The sequence below is a fragment of the Pseudonocardia sp. N23 genome (genome assembly GCF_002583555.1).
Classification (GTDB): Bacteria; Actinomycetota; Actinomycetes; order Mycobacteriales; family Pseudonocardiaceae; genus Pseudonocardia.
Genome location: NZ_BEGX01000128.1, coordinates 94687 through 111938, shown reverse-complemented (window position 1 = coordinate 111938; position 17252 = coordinate 94687). Strand labels below are relative to the sequence as shown.

The 17252-nt window shown below is 67.9% G+C and carries 18 protein-coding genes; 8 read left to right on the top strand and 10 right to left on the bottom strand.

The window, feature by feature from the left end:
- Positions 1-155: 155 nt before the first annotated feature.
- The 6 genes from TOK_RS28580 to TOK_RS28560 form a co-directional block, all read right to left on the bottom strand.
- On the bottom strand, positions 156-371 hold the full coding sequence (locus tag TOK_RS28580) for a hypothetical protein (protein WP_098961096.1): 216 nt from the start codon (positions 369-371) through the stop codon (positions 156-158).
- Positions 371-1819, bottom strand: a complete 1449-nt coding sequence (locus tag TOK_RS28575; RefSeq protein ID WP_141566597.1) for an FtsK/SpoIIIE domain-containing protein — start codon at positions 1817-1819, stop codon at positions 371-373. The genes TOK_RS28580 and TOK_RS28575 overlap by 1 nt, the downstream gene beginning before the upstream one ends.
- Before the next feature lie 3 nt (positions 1820-1822).
- Positions 1823-2026: a hypothetical protein gene (locus TOK_RS28570; protein WP_098961095.1), complete on the bottom strand. Its 204-nt coding sequence runs from the start codon at positions 2024-2026 to the stop codon at positions 1823-1825.
- Complete coding sequence (locus tag TOK_RS32120; protein WP_141566596.1) at positions 2023-2220, bottom strand: hypothetical protein; 198 nt, start codon at positions 2218-2220, stop codon at positions 2023-2025. The genes TOK_RS28570 and TOK_RS32120 overlap by 4 nt, the downstream gene beginning before the upstream one ends.
- A 135-nt stretch (positions 2221-2355) precedes the next feature.
- Positions 2356-2592 carry a hypothetical protein gene (locus TOK_RS28565; protein WP_098961094.1) on the bottom strand — a complete coding sequence of 79 codons (237 nt, stop codon included), beginning with the start codon at positions 2590-2592 and terminating at the stop codon, positions 2356-2358.
- Positions 2589-2966: a hypothetical protein gene (locus tag TOK_RS28560; protein ID WP_098961093.1), complete on the bottom strand. Its 378-nt coding sequence runs from the start codon at positions 2964-2966 to the stop codon at positions 2589-2591. Before TOK_RS28560 ends, TOK_RS28565 begins: the two co-directional genes overlap by 4 nt.
- Before the next feature lie 113 nt (positions 2967-3079).
- Here TOK_RS28560 and TOK_RS28555 point away from each other — a divergent pair, with 113 nt between their 5' ends.
- The 5 genes from TOK_RS28555 to TOK_RS28535 all read left to right on the top strand — a co-directional run bounded on the left by TOK_RS28555 (position 3080) and on the right by TOK_RS28535 (position 9525).
- Positions 3080-3424, top strand: a complete 345-nt coding sequence (locus TOK_RS28555) for a GntR family transcriptional regulator (RefSeq protein WP_098961092.1) — start codon at positions 3080-3082, stop codon at positions 3422-3424.
- Between the two features lie 198 nt (positions 3425-3622).
- Positions 3623-5098 (top strand): peptide deformylase, encoded by a 1476-nt coding sequence (locus tag TOK_RS28550; protein ID WP_253258700.1) that lies wholly within the window; start codon positions 3623-3625, stop codon positions 5096-5098.
- Positions 5099-5347: 249 nt separating this feature from the next.
- Positions 5348-7627, top strand: coding sequence for a histone-like nucleoid-structuring protein Lsr2 (locus tag TOK_RS33615; RefSeq protein WP_216362134.1), 2280 nt, complete (start codon positions 5348-5350; stop codon positions 7625-7627).
- A gap of 542 nt (positions 7628-8169) precedes the next feature.
- Positions 8170-9090, top strand: a complete 921-nt coding sequence (locus tag TOK_RS28540) for a light-mediated development protein DET1 (protein WP_098961090.1) — start codon at positions 8170-8172, stop codon at positions 9088-9090.
- A 150-nt stretch (positions 9091-9240) separates the two neighbouring features.
- Positions 9241-9525: a hypothetical protein gene (locus TOK_RS28535; RefSeq protein ID WP_098961089.1), complete on the top strand. Its 285-nt coding sequence runs from the start codon at positions 9241-9243 to the stop codon at positions 9523-9525.
- 1619 nt (positions 9526-11144) lie between these two features.
- On the opposite strand, the gene TOK_RS32115 is transcribed toward TOK_RS28535, so the two are convergent.
- Positions 11145-12101, bottom strand: a complete 957-nt coding sequence (locus tag TOK_RS32115; protein WP_141566595.1) for a DUF4175 domain-containing protein — start codon at positions 12099-12101, stop codon at positions 11145-11147.
- 449 nt (positions 12102-12550) lie between these two features.
- Positions 12551-13195, bottom strand: a complete 645-nt coding sequence (locus tag TOK_RS34550; protein WP_253258723.1) for an EamA family transporter — start codon at positions 13193-13195, stop codon at positions 12551-12553.
- Positions 13196-13352: 157 nt separating this feature from the next.
- On the opposite strand from TOK_RS34550, the gene TOK_RS28525 reads away from it, so the two are divergent.
- The gene (locus TOK_RS28525) at positions 13353-13616 is read left to right on the top strand and encodes a helix-turn-helix domain-containing protein (RefSeq protein ID WP_216362133.1); all 264 of its coding nucleotides are present in this window, start codon (positions 13353-13355) and stop codon (positions 13614-13616) included.
- On the opposite strand, the gene TOK_RS28520 is transcribed toward TOK_RS28525, so the two are convergent.
- A complete protein-coding gene (locus TOK_RS28520; RefSeq protein WP_098961088.1) occupies positions 13586-14284 on the bottom strand; it encodes an SGNH/GDSL hydrolase family protein in 699 nt (232 codons plus the stop codon). The genes TOK_RS28525 and TOK_RS28520 overlap by 31 nt on opposite strands.
- Before the next feature lie 4 nt (positions 14285-14288).
- A complete protein-coding gene (locus TOK_RS28515; protein ID WP_253258699.1) occupies positions 14289-15431 on the bottom strand; it encodes a metallophosphoesterase in 1143 nt (380 codons plus the stop codon).
- Between the two features lie 139 nt (positions 15432-15570).
- Here TOK_RS28515 and TOK_RS28510 point away from each other — a divergent pair, with 139 nt between their 5' ends.
- Positions 15571-16470: an NAD(P)-dependent oxidoreductase gene (locus tag TOK_RS28510; protein WP_098961086.1), complete on the top strand. Its 900-nt coding sequence runs from the start codon at positions 15571-15573 to the stop codon at positions 16468-16470.
- A 64-nt stretch (positions 16471-16534) separates the two neighbouring features.
- Positions 16535-17236 (top strand): response regulator transcription factor, encoded by a 702-nt coding sequence (locus TOK_RS28505; protein WP_098961085.1) that lies wholly within the window; start codon positions 16535-16537, stop codon positions 17234-17236.
- The last annotated feature ends 16 nt before the right edge of the window (positions 17237-17252 follow it).

Sequence of the window (17252 nt, the reverse complement as noted above, 5' to 3'; positions counted from 1 at the left end):
GGCGAACTCGGCGGCGCGGGTGCCGATCGCGCGGGTGTGGACCTTCTCGGCGATGCCGACCAGGACGTAGCCGGGGTCGCGGGCGTCGCGCAGGACGCGGTCGGTCAGGTCGTCGTCGAAGAGGAGGGCTTGGCCGGCGGATTCGGGGTGTCGGGTCATCGCTGCCACCACCACGAGCTACGGGCCGCGTAGGTCCACTCAGCGGCCAAGGCTCGCACCGCCCACACCTCGATCACTGCGGCGGTGATGAGGATCAGCGGGAACCAGCCCGAGCCGGTCGGCAGCAGCCACCACGCGGCGCCGACCGCGACAGCCAGGACCAGGGTGAGCTTGAGCCAGACCGCGAGTGCCCAGCCAGTGACGGTCCACATCAGACAGCCCTCCCAGAGTCGTCGGTCTCGTCCTGATCGCTCGGGGCGAGGGCGCGGAGCCGGGGAACCGGGGCGCAGCGGTCGACCAGCTCGTCGATCTCGGTGTCGCTGACGTAGGCGGCGCGGAACCGCACGGGTAGCCGTGAGCCTTGGTCGATGACGAACCCGATCCCGGCGTGGCGGGGGTCGCCGGGAATCTCATCGGCCAGCGCCCCGCGCTCGCGGGCTCCTTCGCCGAGCACCATGTCGACGTGGGAGGCGGCGGTGACGCCCAGGCACACCCGGGTGGGGAACAGCTCGCGGACGTCCACGACGTCTTTGGAGGGCTCCTGGACGTAGCCCATCACCGAGATCAGGCAGGCCCGGCCCTGGGTGAGCAGCTCGGCGAGCAGGCGGAGGGCGTCGCGGACGTCGGAGCGTTCGCCGTAGGCGGTGAGCATGGCCATCTCGTCGATCACCACGACGTCGAGTGGCCAGTCGGCGGAGACGTCGAGGCGGCGGAGGTTGTTGGCGCGCATGTGTTCCTGCCGCTGCTTGAGGACGTCGCGGACGTCGTGCAGGACGCGTAGGGCGTCGGTCATGGTGGGGGCGTGGCGGTGGAACAGCGGGGCGCCGCGGGAGGTCTCGGCGCCGCCTTTGAGGTCGATGACCCACAGCCGGATGAGGCCGTCGCGGATCGCGGGTCCCATGGCGCGCATCGGCGCCCACAGCAGCGAGCCTTTCCCGGACCCGGATGCCCCGGCGACGAGGACGTGGGTGCCAAGGACGCGCAGGGTGAACGGCTGGCCGTGCTCGTTGTCCCCGACGTCGAGCGCGGACAGGTCGACGTCAGCTGAGTCGCTGGGGATGTCGGGGGCGGGGATGACGTGGTCGAACGGCATCTCCCGCTCGACGACGATGGCGAGGACGCCGGGGCGGGTGCGGGTGATCGCGACCCGGTGCGCGGTCAGGGCGTCGGCGAGGGCGTCGGCGCGGTCGGTCCAGGTCCGCAGGTCCTGCCCCCTGGCAGGGCGGACGTAGAGGGTGTCGATCGACGGGGAGGACGAGCGGACCCGCAGCAGCCGGGGGACGACGAGACGGCCGGTGCGGCGGTTCTCCCGGGCCAGCTCGCAGTCGGCGAGTACGGCGGCCCAGCGACGGCCCCGGTAGGCGGTCCAGCGTCGCCATGCCGGGCGCAGCAGCGGGGCGGCCCAACGGTCGAACGTAGCCGGGTGGCAACGCCCCCACAGCCCCCCAATGAGGAGCAGACCGCCGAGGACGCAGCCGGTGACGAGCGGACCGGCAAGGACCAGCGCGCCGATCAGGGCGGCGAGGGCGAGCAGGAACAGGGGATGGCGGGCCAGCCAGCCGAGGGCACGCCACTCGGCGCCTGCGGAGCGCGACGACAGGCGGTGGTTGTGGGCACGGGGGTAGACGCGGGTGAAGGACTTCGTCGACGTCGGGGCCATTGGTCACGCCCCCTTGCGGATCGCGAGGGCGGCCAGACGGAGTCCTTCGGCGATGCCGGCGCGCCATGCCTGTTCGGTGGGCAGCTCCGGTCCGTCGGGCGCGATCCACTGGCGCCGCTCGCGCTCCAACCGGCGGACCAGACGCCCGACACCGAACGTCGTGGGGCGGGTGCGACCGCCGGGATGGGTCGTGGTGATCACGTTCATGACAGAACCTCCTGAGTTGCGGCGGGCGGGGTCGTGCAGGGGAGGGTGGTGCCGTGGCAGGTCGGGCAGACGCCCGTGGTGTCGCAGGCCGGGCAGTCGGTGCCGTCGTCGGCGCCGGGGTAGGTGTCGGGGGTGGTGCCATAGCCCTGGCAGCAGTCACAGGCATCGCTCCCGGAGCAGTCCGTGCAGGCCATCGCCGGGTCTCCTTTCTGCTGGTGGTGGCCGGTTTTGGGCATGGGGTAGCCACAGCCGAATTCGGCGAATTGCGGAACGGGTGCGCGGAATCGCGCGAAGTGGTTCGGGGTGGCTACCCCGCAGGCGGGAGGCGGTCAGGCGGCCGGGTTGTGGCGGGCAGTGTCGAGCTGGGCCACGACGTCGGCGAGGACGTCGCGCAGGCGGGCGAGGCCGTCGCGGGTGGCGTAGCGGGTGACCGAGCCACCCGAGCCCTCGGCTCGCACGGTGGCGCGCGCTTCCTGGTCGTAGAGGTGAGGGATCAGCCGGGCGGTCTCGTGGACGTGCACGTTCACGTCCACCGAGGTCGAGGGCAGCCAGTCCGGGCGGTTCACTTGTCGCCACCACCGCGCGGGGCGGGGGCGTGCTTGATGCCCATCGCCTTGAACGACAGCCCCGACGTGACCCGGCCCGCGCCGTTGTCGATCTGGTACTGACTCACCCGGGCATCGACCAGCTCCACCCGCACGTCCTCCCCGAACCCGTCACCGGGATCGGTCGCCAGGGTCACCTTGATCTCCTCGCCCTTCTGCGTCCGCTCACCAGGGTTGGTCCGCAGCTTCGCGAACAACGCGACCACGAACTGGGTGGCACCCGCCTTGTCGGTCACCGGGACCTGCGCGCCGTTGGCGTCCTCGCGCATTTTCGGTGCCGGGGGCTCGACGATCACGAGCTTGTAGCCGCCGAGGTTGACCGGGATGTCACGCATGTTGTCCTCCTTTGCCGAACTGACATGTATCAATCTATATCAGTGTGAGTCAGTTGTGGTCATCCGATCGAGTGATCTATGTCGGTGTGGGTCAGGCGGCCTAGACTGCTGCCATGAGTGCGACACCGGCTGGCCTTGCCGCCTACCAGCGCGTGGTGGAGGCGATCAAGGCGCAGATTCGGGCCGGGCAGCTCAAGCCGGGGGACCAGCTACCCGGCAACCGCCGCGTTGCCGAGGAGTACGACGTCTCGCTCGGGACCGCGCAGAAGGCACTACGCGTCCTGCAGGACGAGGGCTGGTTGATCGCGACCCCAGCCGTCGGTGTGTTCGTCAACGACCCGCAGGATCGCGAGCCCGACACGATGTCGGGCATCACCCGGCAGCTTGACGAGCTGCAGGCGACGGTTGCGGACCTGTCTCGTCGGCTGGATCGGCTGGAGGGTTCCGACCGGCCCTGAGCGGGTCGGTGTCAAGCGCCGCTGCGCGATCGACGAGCGCGACTAAAGAGAGTCCCAGCGTTCGCAGTCGCAAACGGATCACCCTGGCTTCCTGCGGTGTCAGCTCCATGGGGTCTAAGAAACCGCGGACGGCGGGGGTGGGAACAGGGTGCCCACCACTCACTCACCGTTCACGTCTGATCACAGGGGGAGAGCAGGGTGACGTCGGGAGACCGCGAAGCGTTCGTCGGGGAGCTTAAGCGGTGGCGTGACGTCCGAGGACTCTCACAGGCCCGCCTCGCCCGCGAGATGGGCTACGACCGCTCGTACATCTCAAAGATCGAGAGTGGCGCGGACTGGCCGGCCATCGACTTCGCTCGCCGCGCGGACGAGGTGCTGGCCGCCGGGGGAGCGCTGCGCCGTGCCTACACGAGCCAGGCCCCGTCACCGCGCAACAGCGGGGGAACGGCCTCCGCAGGGGTGGACGCCACGGAGCCGGCGGCCCTGATCGTCGACCACGACGAGGCGACGCTTCGTTACGAGGACGGCGTGTACCGAGCCTCGCAGCACCGCCGCATCGTCAACCACGGCTCGGCGCCTGTGTCTCGGTACCTCATCCGTATTTCGGTCGACCGTTACCCGGGGGCACCGGAGCGCTCCAACGAGCTATACCGCGCGAACCCGCTCACCTGGGAGGAATTGCGCCTCGACGCGTTCTGCGGCGACGAGCCGATGCGCTGGGCCGTCCAGCACGACCGCGACGCCTTCAAAGAGCTGTGGTTGTTGTTCGAGAACGACGACGCCCGCTTCCCGCTCTACCCCGGCCAGAGCGCAGACCTGCGCTACTCCTACAGCGTCGGCGCCGACAAGTGGGGCCAGTGGTTCCAGCGAGCCGTCCGGCTCCCCACCCGACACCTTGCCGTCGGCCTGGACTTCCCCGACGAGCTGCAGCCCACGGTCTGGGGCATGGAGACCTCGATGACCGCCGAAGCGCTGCCGTTCCGGAGCCCGATCGAGTCGACCCACGACGACGGCCGCACCCGCTTCGCGTGGAGCACCGACGACCCGCCCCTGCACGCCCGGTACCGCCTCGAATGGCGCTTCCGCGGGCGCGGGGATACTGCCGCCGTGCCCGAGTCGACGCCCAAGCCCAGCGAGCAGATGGCCGCCATCGGCATCGTGCAAGACGGCGACCCACTCCTGCGTGAGCCCGCCCGCCGATTCGAGCTGCCCACCGAGGCCGAGGATGCCCGCCGGGTCGTCGCGGAGCTGCACTCGGCGATGGAGCGTGCCGCGGACGTTCACGTCTTCAGCAAGGGCATGGGCATCGCAGCCCCACAGATCGGCATCTCACGCTCTGCCGCTGTCGTGCGCACTCCCGACGGAGAGACGATCACACTGCTCAACCCGACCGTCGTCGAGTACGCCGCCGACACCGACGAGCAGTACGAAGGCTGTCTCAGCTTCTTCGACGTCAGAGGCAAGGTCGCGCGACCGTTGCAGATCGTCGTTGAGCACGTCGACATCGACGGATCACTGCGGCTCACGACGTTCGAACGCGGCATCAGCCGTCTGGTCAGCCACGAGATCGACCACCTCGAAGGCAAGCTCTACACCGACCGCATGCCCGACCCTGCCGCAGTCATCCCGGTCGAGCAGTACCGAGGCACGGGCCGCACCTGGAACTACAAGTAACCGCAGGTCAGACCCTCGCGACGGGCGTGGCCGAAGCGCACGTGTTCACAATTTCAATTCCGTATCAAGGGCGCCCTTCGGGCGCTTGACAGCCGTCGATAGGCAGCCCCACGTGCCTCGTGGGGCGTGCGGCCTCCGGCCGGTCCCCGCGAGGCACACGACTGGCACATCTGGTCTATAGAACGCACCGCGACACGCGCGCGTTGAATGTGCTGGCAATGGCCGACAGTAGGTCGCTAACTTGAGTGCATGCCTCTTGCACCCCAGGATCCGGAACCGGCTGACTCTGACGACGTGGTTCACGCGCCTTTGAAGGCTTGGAGCCTACGAAGCGCCGCGATGCCTTGGATCCCCGGGTCGCCCGATCTGGTCCTCCCCAATCTAGAATTGCTGCTCCGCCAAATCGCCAAGTCGCCGGCGATTGATGAACGCTTCCAATGGGCGGACAGTGGAAGCGAAACAACAGTGCGCGCCGCTGTCAGAGCGTTCGGCCGATCCGGCCTCCTGGTACGGGAAGCATCGGGTGCTCTGCGGTTGTCTTCGGAGGCCGAGCACTGGCTCTCTAAGCCCGACAGCAGCTATTTGATGGCACTATTTCACAACAACGTGCGCTTCTTCGGTGAACTTCTTGCCTCGATACAAGTCGGCACGACACATGAGGATCTCCGGCAAGTCGCGGTCCAGGAGTTCAGTTTGCCCTGGGAGACGCTCGACCAGGTGCGTCGGCGAACGACGTGGTTTCGCGCTGTTGGCTTTGTTGAACTATGGTCGTCAAACGAGCTTGTCGTTACTGATGCGGGCAGGGCCTTCCTCGAACAGATCGAGCTGGCTGTTCCGCAGATCATTGCGAACGTGGACGGGATCTCTACCGAACTCGCCATAAGTGAGCCGGGGCCAATCATCTTGAGGGAGATCGAAAAACTCGATCAGGCAAGTCTGCGCAACCGTAAACGGGCAATCAGTTACATGCCAGGTGGGGACCCGATCGACGTAATTCAGCAGCTGGTCGCTCTCGCGGAAACGCCTATTTCCAGGGAGAAGTTTGAGCAGCTATGCTCGCAAGAGTTCAACATCGCAGAGACATCCGCCGCCGGCAGCCTCTATTCGCTCCGAGCTGCGAACCTCCTCGAACAGGTGGGTCCCACCCAGTTCCGTGTTAGTGAAGCGGCCAAAGAGTGGCTGGAGACTGACGACCCACTTGACCTTGTCAGGCTCTTTCATGTGAGCTTCGTGGGGGTTGGGGAACTCCTGACGCTGATGGACGATGTCATCGGCGCGGGCGAGCTTGCGCGCCGATTGGAGGAAGAATACGGTATTGAGCGATTAGCTACAAATGAGATCGCCCGCCGTCTGAGAATTCTCGAAGCCGCTGGGCTTGTTCAGCGTGTAACTCAGAGCTCATATCGGGTGCTGCCACTAGGGAAAGCCTTCAGTCCAACCATTCCCCTATTGCAACTGTTGCAGGAGCAAGAGTCGCATGATCTTGCCGAGGCGGACGGAGATGTAGGCGTCAGCGAACGGGTCGCGTCCCGGTTGACTGAGCTTGAACATGAACTAATGAGCTCCTCAACTGACGTCGCTAGTACGGCGAGATTCGAGCGGGCTATCGCAGAAGTTCTTGCGCATCTCGGCTTTTCGGCGACGCACATCGGCGGCCCAGGGAAGACCGATGTCTTGGTCGAGGCTTGGCTCGCCCCGGGAAGCACGCGAACGGTTGCAGTTGATGCCAAGACGGCCGCTAACGGATCGAAGGACTCGCTCGAATTCAACGTACTCCGCGAGCATCGGAAATTGCATAAGGCCTCGGTTTCTGTCGTCGTTGCGCCAGGATTCGACGGACGCCTTGTCAATTGGGCCAAGGAGGAGCAGGTAGTGCTTATCGCGGCAAGGACACTGTCGCAGGTATTGACGCTCCAGGCCTCCTATCCGTTACCGATGTCTGAACTCGCGCAGATCTTTAGTATTGATGGCGTCGATGCTCTGCGTGACAAGTGGGCGGCGGTTAAGCGGCAGCAAGATATTATGGCCGAGGTTGTTGCCGCCCTGTGGCGAAGTGCAAACAATACAGGTCACGTGAAAGCCAGCGGTGGCGCACTCACTGCCCGTGACCTGTGGCTTATGACCATGAATAGTGAGGACGCAGCATCGCAGGAGGAGATTGCTGAGGTTCTGGATTTCCTTGCCTCTCCTCTAATTTCTGCGGTCGATGTTCGAAAGAACGAGTCCAAGGTCAATGCCTACAGTGCGTTGTCGTCTCCTTCAACTGTGGCTGCGCGACTCGCAGCTATGCACTTGGCCATCCGCGGTGGTTCGCGTCCGGCCCTTGACAGCCCGATACCTGAGCTGAGTGAGCCTCAGGCGGCCGCATCTAGGCCGCCGAAGAGGACGTCGGCTCCGGTCGACGGCCCTGATCCAGGCGCTGTTCGTCAGTGGGCCCAGACGCAGGGGATACAGGTATCGCTCCGAGGCCGGCTTCCGAGCCATCTAATTGAGAAGTACCGCCGGGCTCACCGAGATGAAGGCAGGTAGGGGAAGCGGCTCGTAGCCGCGCCCCGCCCAGCTCCACTGAGAAGGGGTAGCCGGGCAGTCCATTGGCAGTTGGGCCGAGCGGTGGCCGACAACCTCCACACGCCCTCGCCGGGCGGGCAGATCAACAGGATGGCGGCCCGTGCCATCCCGACGACCTCCTGAGGGCTACCACGCGGCCACCCGTGGGCGGAGCTTCTGTAGATCGGCCGGCGGTTGCGTCGAGGGCCGCCCACGAGCGTCCGCGCGGTCGGGCTGCGCCAGGTCGACGGGATGGCACTCAGGAACCGGGTGCGGCGTAGTCGGACAGTCGAGCATTCGCGCCGCGTGCAGGGATGAAAGTGGAGTGTAGACGAAAGCGGCAATTCGAGGATGTCGTCGCACGTAGCAGTGCCAGTTCTGAGTCTCTCCTACATTATCCGGGCGGAGATGTCGGGTCACTTGGCTACCTTCCGTCTACGACTCATGACCCGTCCCAGCCGTTGCCCGCACCCGAGCCTGTCTGCTGGCTTGGGCACGTGACCCTGGCGGGTACCGACGCACCGGTGGCCGTCGTCCTCGACGGCCGCGAGGGGAACCAGGTGTTTGTGCGGCAAGCCGATCCGGCGGACGGCGAACCGCCCCGAATCCCCATATTTGAGGGCGAGCAGCTCGTGATGATGACGGCCATCGCGGCCGTGAGTGTGAATCAGACCGCAGAGGTCGGCCGGGTCGATGACCTAGTGACGTGGGCGCGTGCCGTGCCAGTACGACGTGAGGGCAACACGGTCTTCGCCCGCACGCTGGCGCATGGGGAGCCTGACGAGGGCCATCGTGTGCATGTGCGACCAGGTGACCAGCTTTCGTTCGAGCAGGGGGCCATCGTCATCGAGCTAGATGCGATCGACGAGAAGGAAGCGGCCGGTGTCGCTGAGGGGGAATACGTGCCGATCACCCCAGTGCTGTGGACGTGGATGTCGGTGGGCGGAGGGCATGATCAAGCGAAGGTGCGGTACCTGCTGGCAGCTGCGCGCCGGCTCGATGCGGCCAACGTGCTCCTGGTCGATGTGGAGAAGCGGCGGCAGGAGCTCGCCCAGGAAGGCCTGACGGGCCCCGTCATTCGCCGCGGGCTGTTCGGACTTGTCGCGGCGGTCGAGCTCGCCGTGGTCGCCGTCGGACGAGTGTGCGACATGATCGATAAGGCGGGGACGTTGCTCGGATCAGTAGTGTCGGTGCCGCCGACGGTCGCCGCGAAGCGAGCAGCGGTGAACGACATCCGGAACGCCTACGAGCACATCGAAGACCGGGCGCTGGGAACGGTCTTCGGCAGGCCTCACCCTGACGCGCTGACGATCTTCAATCGCGCCGATCTCCTAGAGTGCGATCGCATCAGCTACGGGGCCTCGTCGCTCGACCTGAAGGTCGAAATGGCCAACTTGATCAGCGAGGCACGCCAATTTCTCAAGGACGTGGCGGCCAACGCCTGAGGGACCTCGCGACGGCCGGACGCTGAATGTGGCCTGGATACTAGTTCTCGGTGCCGTACGCGGCGGCCAGAGGGGGCGCGACGCTAGGTCCGTAGGGTCCACGGCTGCCTGTCCGCACGTAGAGCAACGATCCGAAGGGTTATCGGCGCGATGCAGCAAGAAGATGCCCGACGCTACAAGCGGGACCTGCGCTACAAGCGGGACCTGCGCTGGCCGACCGGGTGTTTCGTCACGGCCGTTGGCGCCGCCATCGTCCTACTTGTCCGCTGGGCTCGGGGTGACACCTGGAGCGAGTTCGGTGGTATCGCCGTGTACAGCGTCGGCTGGGCGCTGATCACATTCGCGATGCTCTACGTGTTGAGCGGTGTCCTCGACTCATGGAAGTGGGGACGAAAAGATCATGACCTCACCAAGAAGTTTGAGGACGGCCTCTAGCGTTCAGCCGTAGATCGCGGTCATGTCTTGCGCTGCGTCGGTGGTGGCTGCGGGTCCGTGGCGCGGAGCATTTCCGGAGCGAGGCCGGTGAGCGCTGCCGACACCGGACGGCACGGGGCGACACGAACGCCCAGCTCAGACAGCACACGGCGACACTGGATCGCTAGCGCGGACCGTCCACGTCCGGGTTCACACCGAAGCGCTCGCGTTGCCGCGCGGCACCCCCTGTGGCGGTCGAGTGGGGCGCTCTGCGCGCTCGGAATTACCGACTGCAGATGAATGGTCAGTCATCCAAGACTAGGGCGCGGGCTTCCAGCAGGGCTGGGTGAACCTCATCAAAGAACGCCTTCGTGGGACGAAACCATGATCGGGCGGGATGAATCACCGATACGAATCCTACGGGGCCATACGCGGTGTCAACGGCCGTACACGTTCCCCGACTCGGGGTCGGAATCCTCAGTGCCCGAGCCACTGACTGGGACGGCGACTGGCCCGATTTACTCCATCCCTGCGCGACTATGACTGTGGGTTCAAGGATTCGGATAACCTCACGAAGATGTACCACGCACATCTCGTACATCTCGCGGCTCCCGCCTCCTGCGGCGGATCCACTTAGGCGCGAACAGAGTGTTGCATTGCTCATCGCGAAACAGTCAAAGACATGTGCTAGTCGATTACCGATCATCAGATCATCGGGCGCGTCGACCCCGCGTCCAAGGAGCGACTTAAGTGCTAGCGCAGTGCCGTCCATATGCTGGGTTCTAGGCATCGGTCTGGCCGAAATCGGCTTACTGGCCTCAACTTGGGCGGCTCGCTGCTCGATTGTCACATGCTGATCAGGTCGCCCAGTCTGCATCGGTACCACTAAAATGCGGAGAGATTTGCCGGAATCTTGAAGCTCATAATGGGCGCCAATGTGCGAAAGCTGGCCCTCGGCTAAGTCCATACTTCCCGCGGATGACCGGCATCGATTAGCAAACATGCAAACAAGTTGACCACCATTGTCAACCGACTTTGAAAAGTAGGCTTGCAGTGTTGTCCGTCGGTCAACTCCGCGACTCAGATTGGATTGGAGGCCTTGCGTCAATGCCATCCGCCGAGCGTACTCCTGCGCCTGCGTTTTGCGCTGATAACAGGTGCCCTCTGTATCGAATGTCCACCCCATTCGGGGCTGGCGTGGCCCGCGCCATCGACACGATGCGGCAGGTTGATGAGCGTGGTTCGGAAGGCTCCTGCGCGCCGAAAGGGCATGGCTGTGGGCGATCGTTGGCGGACAGCCCTGAGTGACTAGCTGAGCGACAACCGCGGCGGGCGAGTAGACACGGTGCCGGACACTCGCGGACGCCGGGGGGCGTGGTCACGCGGGTCTCTAAGACGTGAGCGAGCCGCCGGAAGTGCCTGGGGGTCGAGTGCTCGGCCGCATGTCGATGCGCTTCGGCGTGCCGGTCGGCGGATGCCGCACAGTTCCCAGCGCAGAGACGGGCGCGGTGGCCCGTTGTGCAAATAGCGCCCGGCTAATCGGGGTCACCCCGGTTCACGTCGCGCCGGCCGCTTGGGTCAGAGCTCAGCTCAGGGTGGGAGCGACCCTCTGCATAGACGTCGAACTGGGGTTCCCGGCTTCAGTTCGTCAGCGCCCATTCCCATCCCGCGGTAGTGGCGACCGCCCGATAGATCAGCGCCCCGTCTTGCTCGGGGACGTCCACGACGACCCGGAACTCGTACACTCGGTTGGGCCCGAGGGTCGACGGTGCGTCGTACGAACAGCTAGCCGCCGCTGTGGTCGATGCCTTAACTGAGCGCCCGTCAGAGCCAACGAACTCCCAGCCAGCCCCGAAAGGGACAAAGGTGAGACGCTTTTCTGGATCGTCGTGCGTTGTGGCGACGATCGGCAGCTCGACGAACTTTCCGTTCGCAGGCTGCGAAGCGAAGGAGTTGCATTTTGCTGCCCGCGGTTCACTGACAATAAAGTCCAGCGGCGAGTGGTCGCCGACAACTCCATAGCTGGCCGTCTCGCCGAACTTCTTTGGGACGTTGCCGAGTGGGGTAAGTTTCTGGTCGGAGGTCGTGCTTGATCCGGTCGGCCGCTCCGCGCTCGATGCGGCAGGGGATGGGCTCTTTGGTGTGGTAGAGGCAGATGTCGGCGCCGCAACGAATAGGGCTCCGAGGGTCGCAAGCGCCGCGACGGCGCTCCCAAGAACGACCACGCCGGTCGAGCCGGGGCGAGGTGAAGCCGTAGCAAGGCTCTGCGCGCTGAGTCGCTGCACCTCCGCGCGCCAGTAGGCGGCTGAGGTCGGCATCCCCTCGATCTCAGCTTGCTTGGCGAACGCCTCCGCTTCGTCGACCTGTGCCTTGGTCTGCGCGACAGTCGACACCGTCGAGGACCTCCGCCTGTTGGTCGCTCGGTTGAGGAGCAACGCACCAACGGCGACCCAGAGAGTCACGGGCCAGAGCACACCGCCGATTGCTCCGACCGCGACGCCGACACCGAGGCGTCCTTCACGCCGGACGTTGATCCAGACCAGGGCGATGACTGCTGCGGTGAGGACCCATCCACAGACCAGCGCGAACCAGAACATCAGCTTCCTCGCGTACGTGCCGACCCTTTGGCGGTCGACGGTGCTGATCTTCCTTCGCTCCCATATGACCGATTGTTACCTGCGGCGTGCCAACGGGGTGCGTCCGTCCAGGCGGGGCACATTTGGGGCACATGACGGGCAGAACGGCCCGACACTAGGTGGCACGAGCGGCTACCAAGTGACCTGGTGATCATGGTCGTCGAGGTCGACGCGCAGGCAGTGATCATGCCTGGTTCGCGTTAGGAGAGCGGTGCTCTATCCCCTGAGCTACGAGGGCGTGCAGAAAGCCTACCCGGTGCTGTGGGCGGGTTCGACGGTGATCCGGTTGGCGTCGTCGACTGCACCAACGCAGCCCGAGGAGCAGGGTGGCGGCGCCGAGGAGCTGGGCGGCGCCGAGGGTCTGGCCCAGCAGTACTCACGCGAGTGCGGCGGCGACGACGGTGAGGACGCTAGCGGGGGCCGGCGGCAGGCCGCGCCGCGGATGCAGGCCGGCGAGGTAGGGCAGGACGGTGGCGAGCACGGTGAGGGCGAGGAGCACGACCCAGGTGGGGACGGGTGTGCCCGCGAGCGTCGTGGGGGCGTCGAGAGTCCGCAGGGGTGGCGTCCATGGCGGGCCGACGGCGAGTCCGGCGGCGGTGACGCCGCGGGTCCTGCCGGTGGGCGGCGTGTTCGCCGACCAGGAAGTACGCGGCGGAACAGGCTGCCGATCCGAGGCCGGCGGCGACGCCGAGCAGGTCGAGCCGAGTGCCCTGCCACACCTGCGCGACGACGGCGAGGCCCGCGACGGCGAGTCCGATGCCGAGCCACGCGGCGCGGGGGAGCTGGGCGTGGCGCACGACGCGCACCCAGAGCGCGACGAGGGCGGACGCGAGGTCGAGGAGCACCATCGCGCCGTCGACCGACACCCGGGCGACGGCGATGAGGAACAGCAGCTGCACCCCGGCGACGCCGAGGAGGCTGTAGGACAGCAGCAATGGCAGGTCGCGGCGGCGGAAGCGCAGGGCGTCCGGACGGATGGCGGCGACGGGGAGCAGCAGCACGGCGGCGAGGATGCGCGCGGACGTGACGGCTGCGGGGGACCAGCCGGCGTCCATGAGCGCGTTGCCGAGTGGCCCGGAGCACCGTCGCGGCGTACGGCGAGTACGACCTGCCTGGTCGGTGGCGACGGCGGCCGCGCGTTCCGCCGGATCCTCGATCGCATCGGCGACAAGTGGACCCTGCTCGTGGTCGCCAACCCTGCACGGCGAGCGCATGCGGTTCACCGAGCTGCTGCAGCGTGTTCCCGGTGTGTCACAACGGATGTTGAGGTTGACGCTACGTCATCTGGAGCGGGACGGGCTCGTCGAGCGCACCGTCCATGCGGAGGTGCGGCCGCGGGTGGAGTACGAGCTGACGTCCATGGGACGCACCCTGATCGGCCCGGCCGTGACGCTGGCGGAGTGGGCGGTCGAGCACGATGCGGAGATCGAGCGCAGCCAGGACGCCTACAACTCGCGCGACCCCCGGAGGGACTGATCGATCGCGTCGCCGAACACGGCGGCGATCGCCGCGTAGCCGGCCTCGTTGGGGTGGAAGTGGTCGGCGGCGAGCCGGCCGCGCCAGGACGCGGTGCGGGGGCCGCGCATGTCGGCGAGGACGAGGCCGCGGTCGCGGACGGCGTCGGCGATCAGCGTGTTGACCCCGAGCGCAGCGGGCGAGTTCCCCGGCTGGTCGGAGACGACGGACCCGGCAGGCAGGGCGTCGAGGAGCCTGCGCATGCCGTCGGGGAGCCGGAGCCGGTGCTCGCGGTTCATGAGGTCGTTTGAGCCGATCATCAACGTCACGAGCGCGGCCTCGCCGAGCGAGCGCAGGGCCGGGATCTGGCGTTCGAGGACGTCGGGGACGCGAGCACCGCTCATCGCGAGGTTGACCACACGCATCGGCAGGGTGGCGGCGACCTGCCCGACCCAGCCGCGGTCGTGGCTCGGCGCGCCGAGGCCGACGGTCATGGAGTCGCCGAGCGCCACCCACAGCGGGCCGTCGGCGGCGATCGCGGCGCGGTTGTGCTGCTGCCACGCCAGCGCGAACGGGACGGTCTGGTCCTGGACCTCGCGCACTCCCGGCAGGATCCGGGAGGCGACGGACACGAGCCTGCCGGGCGGTCGGCCGGTCAGGTTGTCGTACTCGAACTCCTGCAGCGCCACCCTGTCACGGTGCCACAGCCCGGGCCCGCAACGTCAGCAACGTGATCTCCGGCGGCGACCCGACACGCACCGGCGGCCCCCAGAACCCGACGCCGCGGGTGACGTAGAGCCAGGTCCCGCCGATGCGGGTGAGGCCGGCGAGGACGGGTTGATCGACGAGCGCGACGGTCGTCAGCGGCCAGAGCTGGCCGCCGTGGGTGTGCCCGGAGATCTGCAGGTCGACGTCGGCGCGGGAGGCCTCGTCGACCATGACGGGCTGGTGGGTGAGCAGCACGACGGGCTCGTCGGGGCCGCGGCCCGCCAGCGCTGCGTCCAGGTCGAAGCCGTGGCCGGGGACGCCGGAGCGGGCGGCGGTGCGGTCGTCGCAGCCCGCGAGGTGCAGGACGGCGTCGCCGCGTCGCATCGTCACGCGTTCGTTGCGCAGCACCCGGACGCCGAGCGTCGGCAGGTGCTCGACCCATTGCGCCGCACCGGAGTAGTACTCGTGGTTGCCGGTGACGAAGTAGGCGGGCGCGCGCAGGTCGCGCAGCGGTTCCGCGTACGGGCCGAGTGTCGCGACGTCGCCGTCGACGAGGTCGCCGACGACGGCGACGGCGTCGGGCGCGGCGTCGTTGATCGTCGCGACGAACCCGGCGAGGTCGGCCCGGTTCACCAGCGGCCCGAGGTGGATGTCGCTGATCGCGGCGACGGTCCAGCCGTCGAAGGCGGGGGCGAGGCGGTCGAGCAGTACCTCGCGGCGCTCGACGCGGATGTGGCGGGCGGCGACCGCGCCGTAGGTGACGGTGCCGGCCGCGGCGACGACGGCGGTCCCGGCGACCACCCGCGACAGGAATCGTCGCCGCTCGGGGTCGGCGGAGCGGCCGACCGCGCGCAGCCCGAGCCGGACCAGCTCACCGACGAGCAGCAGCAGCGACGAGTAGAGCGCGACGGCCAGCCACAGGTAGCCGGTGAGCGCGAGCGGCCGGGCGGTGTCGGGCGGCAGCATCCGCTGTGTGGTGAACGCGGCCGCGGCGACGAGCCCGAGCACGACGACCACCGCCGCTCCGGCGCGCCGGGCCCGCCTGGCGACGAACACGTCGTGCACCGCGCGCTTGTACAGATAGAGGTGCGTCACGAGCAGCAGGACCAGCGACAGCACGGCGAACACCCGACGATCATCACCTGCCGGGAACCGGTCGCGCGCGGCGGCCGGCGCCCGATCCGTCACACGTCGAGTGACAACCGGGGGATGACCTCGCGATCCGGGTGCCGGGCCGCGCCCGGAGGGCACGACTAGCCTCGGCGCCATGACGACAGTGGCGTTGCTGGGCACCGGGATCATGGGCGCGGGCATGGGGCACAACATGCTCGCCGCCGGACTCGACCTGCGGGTCTGGAACCGTACCGCCTCGAAGGCGGCACCACTCGTCGACGCCGGCGCCCACGGGGTCGACGACCCGGCCGACGCCGTACGCGGCGCGGACGTCGTCGTCACGATGCTCGGTGATGCCGGCGACGTGCTGGCCGTCATGGAGCGCGCGGCACCCGGGCTCGCCCGGGGCCAGGTGTGGGCGCAGATGACGACGGTCGGCGTCGCCCCGCTCGCGGATCTCGCCGCGCTGGCCCGCACCCACGGGCTCGTGTTCGTCGACGCACCCGTCCTCGGGACCCGCGCGCCCGCGGAGAGCGGGCAGCTGCAGGTCTTCGCGGCCGGCCCGGCCGACGTCCGCGAGCGGGTGGCGCCGGTGTTCGACGCGGTCGGCCGCGAGACGGTGTGGCTCGGTGAGGACGGCGCCGACGCGGCCGCGAGCCGGTTCAAGCTGGTCGCCAACAGCTGGGTGATGGCGGTGACCGCGGCCACCGGCGAGACCATGGCGCTCGCGAAGGGCCTGGGGGTGGACCCGGCGGTGTTCCTCGGCGCGATCGAGGGTGGCCCGCTCGACCTGCCCTACCTGCGGGTCAAGTCCACGGCGATCCTCGACGAGGACTGGACGCCCGCCTTCTCCGCTGCCAACGCCGCCAAGGACTGCGGGCTGATCGTCGACGCCGGGGCCGCCGCCGGGGTCCGCCTCGACGTCGCCGCCGCCGCCCGCGACCGGCTCCGCCGCGTCTGCGACGCCGGGCACGCCGACGACGACATGGCCGCCTCGTACCTCGCCTCCTTCCTGCGCGAGGACGCCTCCTTCCTGCGCGAGGACGAGGACTGAATACGAGGACCAGCGCACAGCGGCCTCTCAGGCGCCTCTCAGACGTCGGGGACAGACTGGGCACATGCGAATCCTCGTCGTGGACGACGACCGGGCGGTCCGCGAGTCGTTGCGGCGCTCGCTGGCGTTCAACGGCTACACCGTCGAGCTCGCCGGCGACGGCCAGGCCGCACTCGACGCGCTGGAGACGTCGCGTCCCGACGCGATGGTCCTCGACGTGATGATGCCTCGCCTCGACGGTCTCGAGGTGTGCCGACGCATGCGCGCCGCGGGCGACGACCTGCCGGTCCTCGTGCTCACCGCCCGCGACGCCGTGTCCGACCGGGTCGCCGGCCTCGACGCGGGCGCCGACGACTACCTGCCCAAGCCGTTCGCCCTCGAGGAGCTGCTGGCGCGGCTGCGCGCGCTCCTGCGGCGGCGCACCCCCGACGAGATCGCCGCCGCGGCGGCGGGGGCGAGCAAGCCGTTGGAGTTCGCCGACCTCTCACTCGACCCCGATACCCGTGACGTCCGCCGTGGCGAACGCCGGATCAGCCTGACCCGCACCGAGTTCTCGCTGCTGGAGCTGCTGATCGCGCACCCGCGCCGGGTGCTCACCCGCGCGCAGATCCTCGAACAGGTCTGGGGCTACGACTTCCCGACGACCGGCAACGCCCTCGAGGTCTACATCGGATATCTGCGTCGCAAGACCGAGGCCGACGGCGAGGCACGCCTCATCCACACGGTCCGCGGCGTCGGGTACGTCCTGCGCGAGTCGCCGCCGTGAGCCGCGCCGGGGTCAC

What these genes read in the sequence shown, in the direction of transcription:
- TOK_RS28580 (WP_098961096.1), bottom strand. Translation starts at nt 371, where the DNA reads ATGTGGACCGTCACTGGCTGGGCACTCGCGGTCTGGCTCAAGCTCACC.
- TOK_RS28575 (WP_141566597.1), bottom strand. Translation starts at nt 1,819, where the DNA reads ATGGCCCCGACGTCGACGAAGTCCTTCACCCGCGTCTACCCCCGTGCC.
- TOK_RS28570 (WP_098961095.1), bottom strand. Translation starts at nt 2,026, where the DNA reads ATGAACGTGATCACCACGACCCATCCCGGCGGTCGCACCCGCCCCACG.
- TOK_RS32120 (WP_141566596.1), bottom strand. Translation starts at nt 2,220, where the DNA reads ATGGCCTGCACGGACTGCTCCGGGAGCGATGCCTGTGACTGCTGCCAG.
- TOK_RS28560 (WP_098961093.1), bottom strand. Translation starts at nt 2,966, where the DNA reads ATGCGTGACATCCCGGTCAACCTCGGCGGCTACAAGCTCGTGATCGTC.
- TOK_RS28555 (WP_098961092.1), top strand. Translation starts at nt 3,080, where the DNA reads ATGAGTGCGACACCGGCTGGCCTTGCCGCCTACCAGCGCGTGGTGGAG.
- TOK_RS33615 (WP_216362134.1), top strand. Translation starts at nt 5,348, where the DNA reads ATGCCTCTTGCACCCCAGGATCCGGAACCGGCTGACTCTGACGACGTG.
- TOK_RS28535 (WP_098961089.1), top strand. Translation starts at nt 9,241, where the DNA reads ATGCAGCAAGAAGATGCCCGACGCTACAAGCGGGACCTGCGCTACAAG.
- TOK_RS32115 (WP_141566595.1), bottom strand. Translation starts at nt 12,101, where the DNA reads ATGTTCTGGTTCGCGCTGGTCTGTGGATGGGTCCTCACCGCAGCAGTC.
- TOK_RS34550 (WP_253258723.1), bottom strand. Translation starts at nt 13,195, where the DNA reads ATGGACGCCGGCTGGTCCCCCGCAGCCGTCACGTCCGCGCGCATCCTC.
- TOK_RS28525 (WP_216362133.1), top strand. Translation starts at nt 13,353, where the DNA reads ATGCGGTTCACCGAGCTGCTGCAGCGTGTTCCCGGTGTGTCACAACGG.
- TOK_RS28510 (WP_098961086.1), top strand. Translation starts at nt 15,571, where the DNA reads ATGACGACAGTGGCGTTGCTGGGCACCGGGATCATGGGCGCGGGCATG.
- TOK_RS28505 (WP_098961085.1), top strand. Translation starts at nt 16,535, where the DNA reads ATGCGAATCCTCGTCGTGGACGACGACCGGGCGGTCCGCGAGTCGTTG.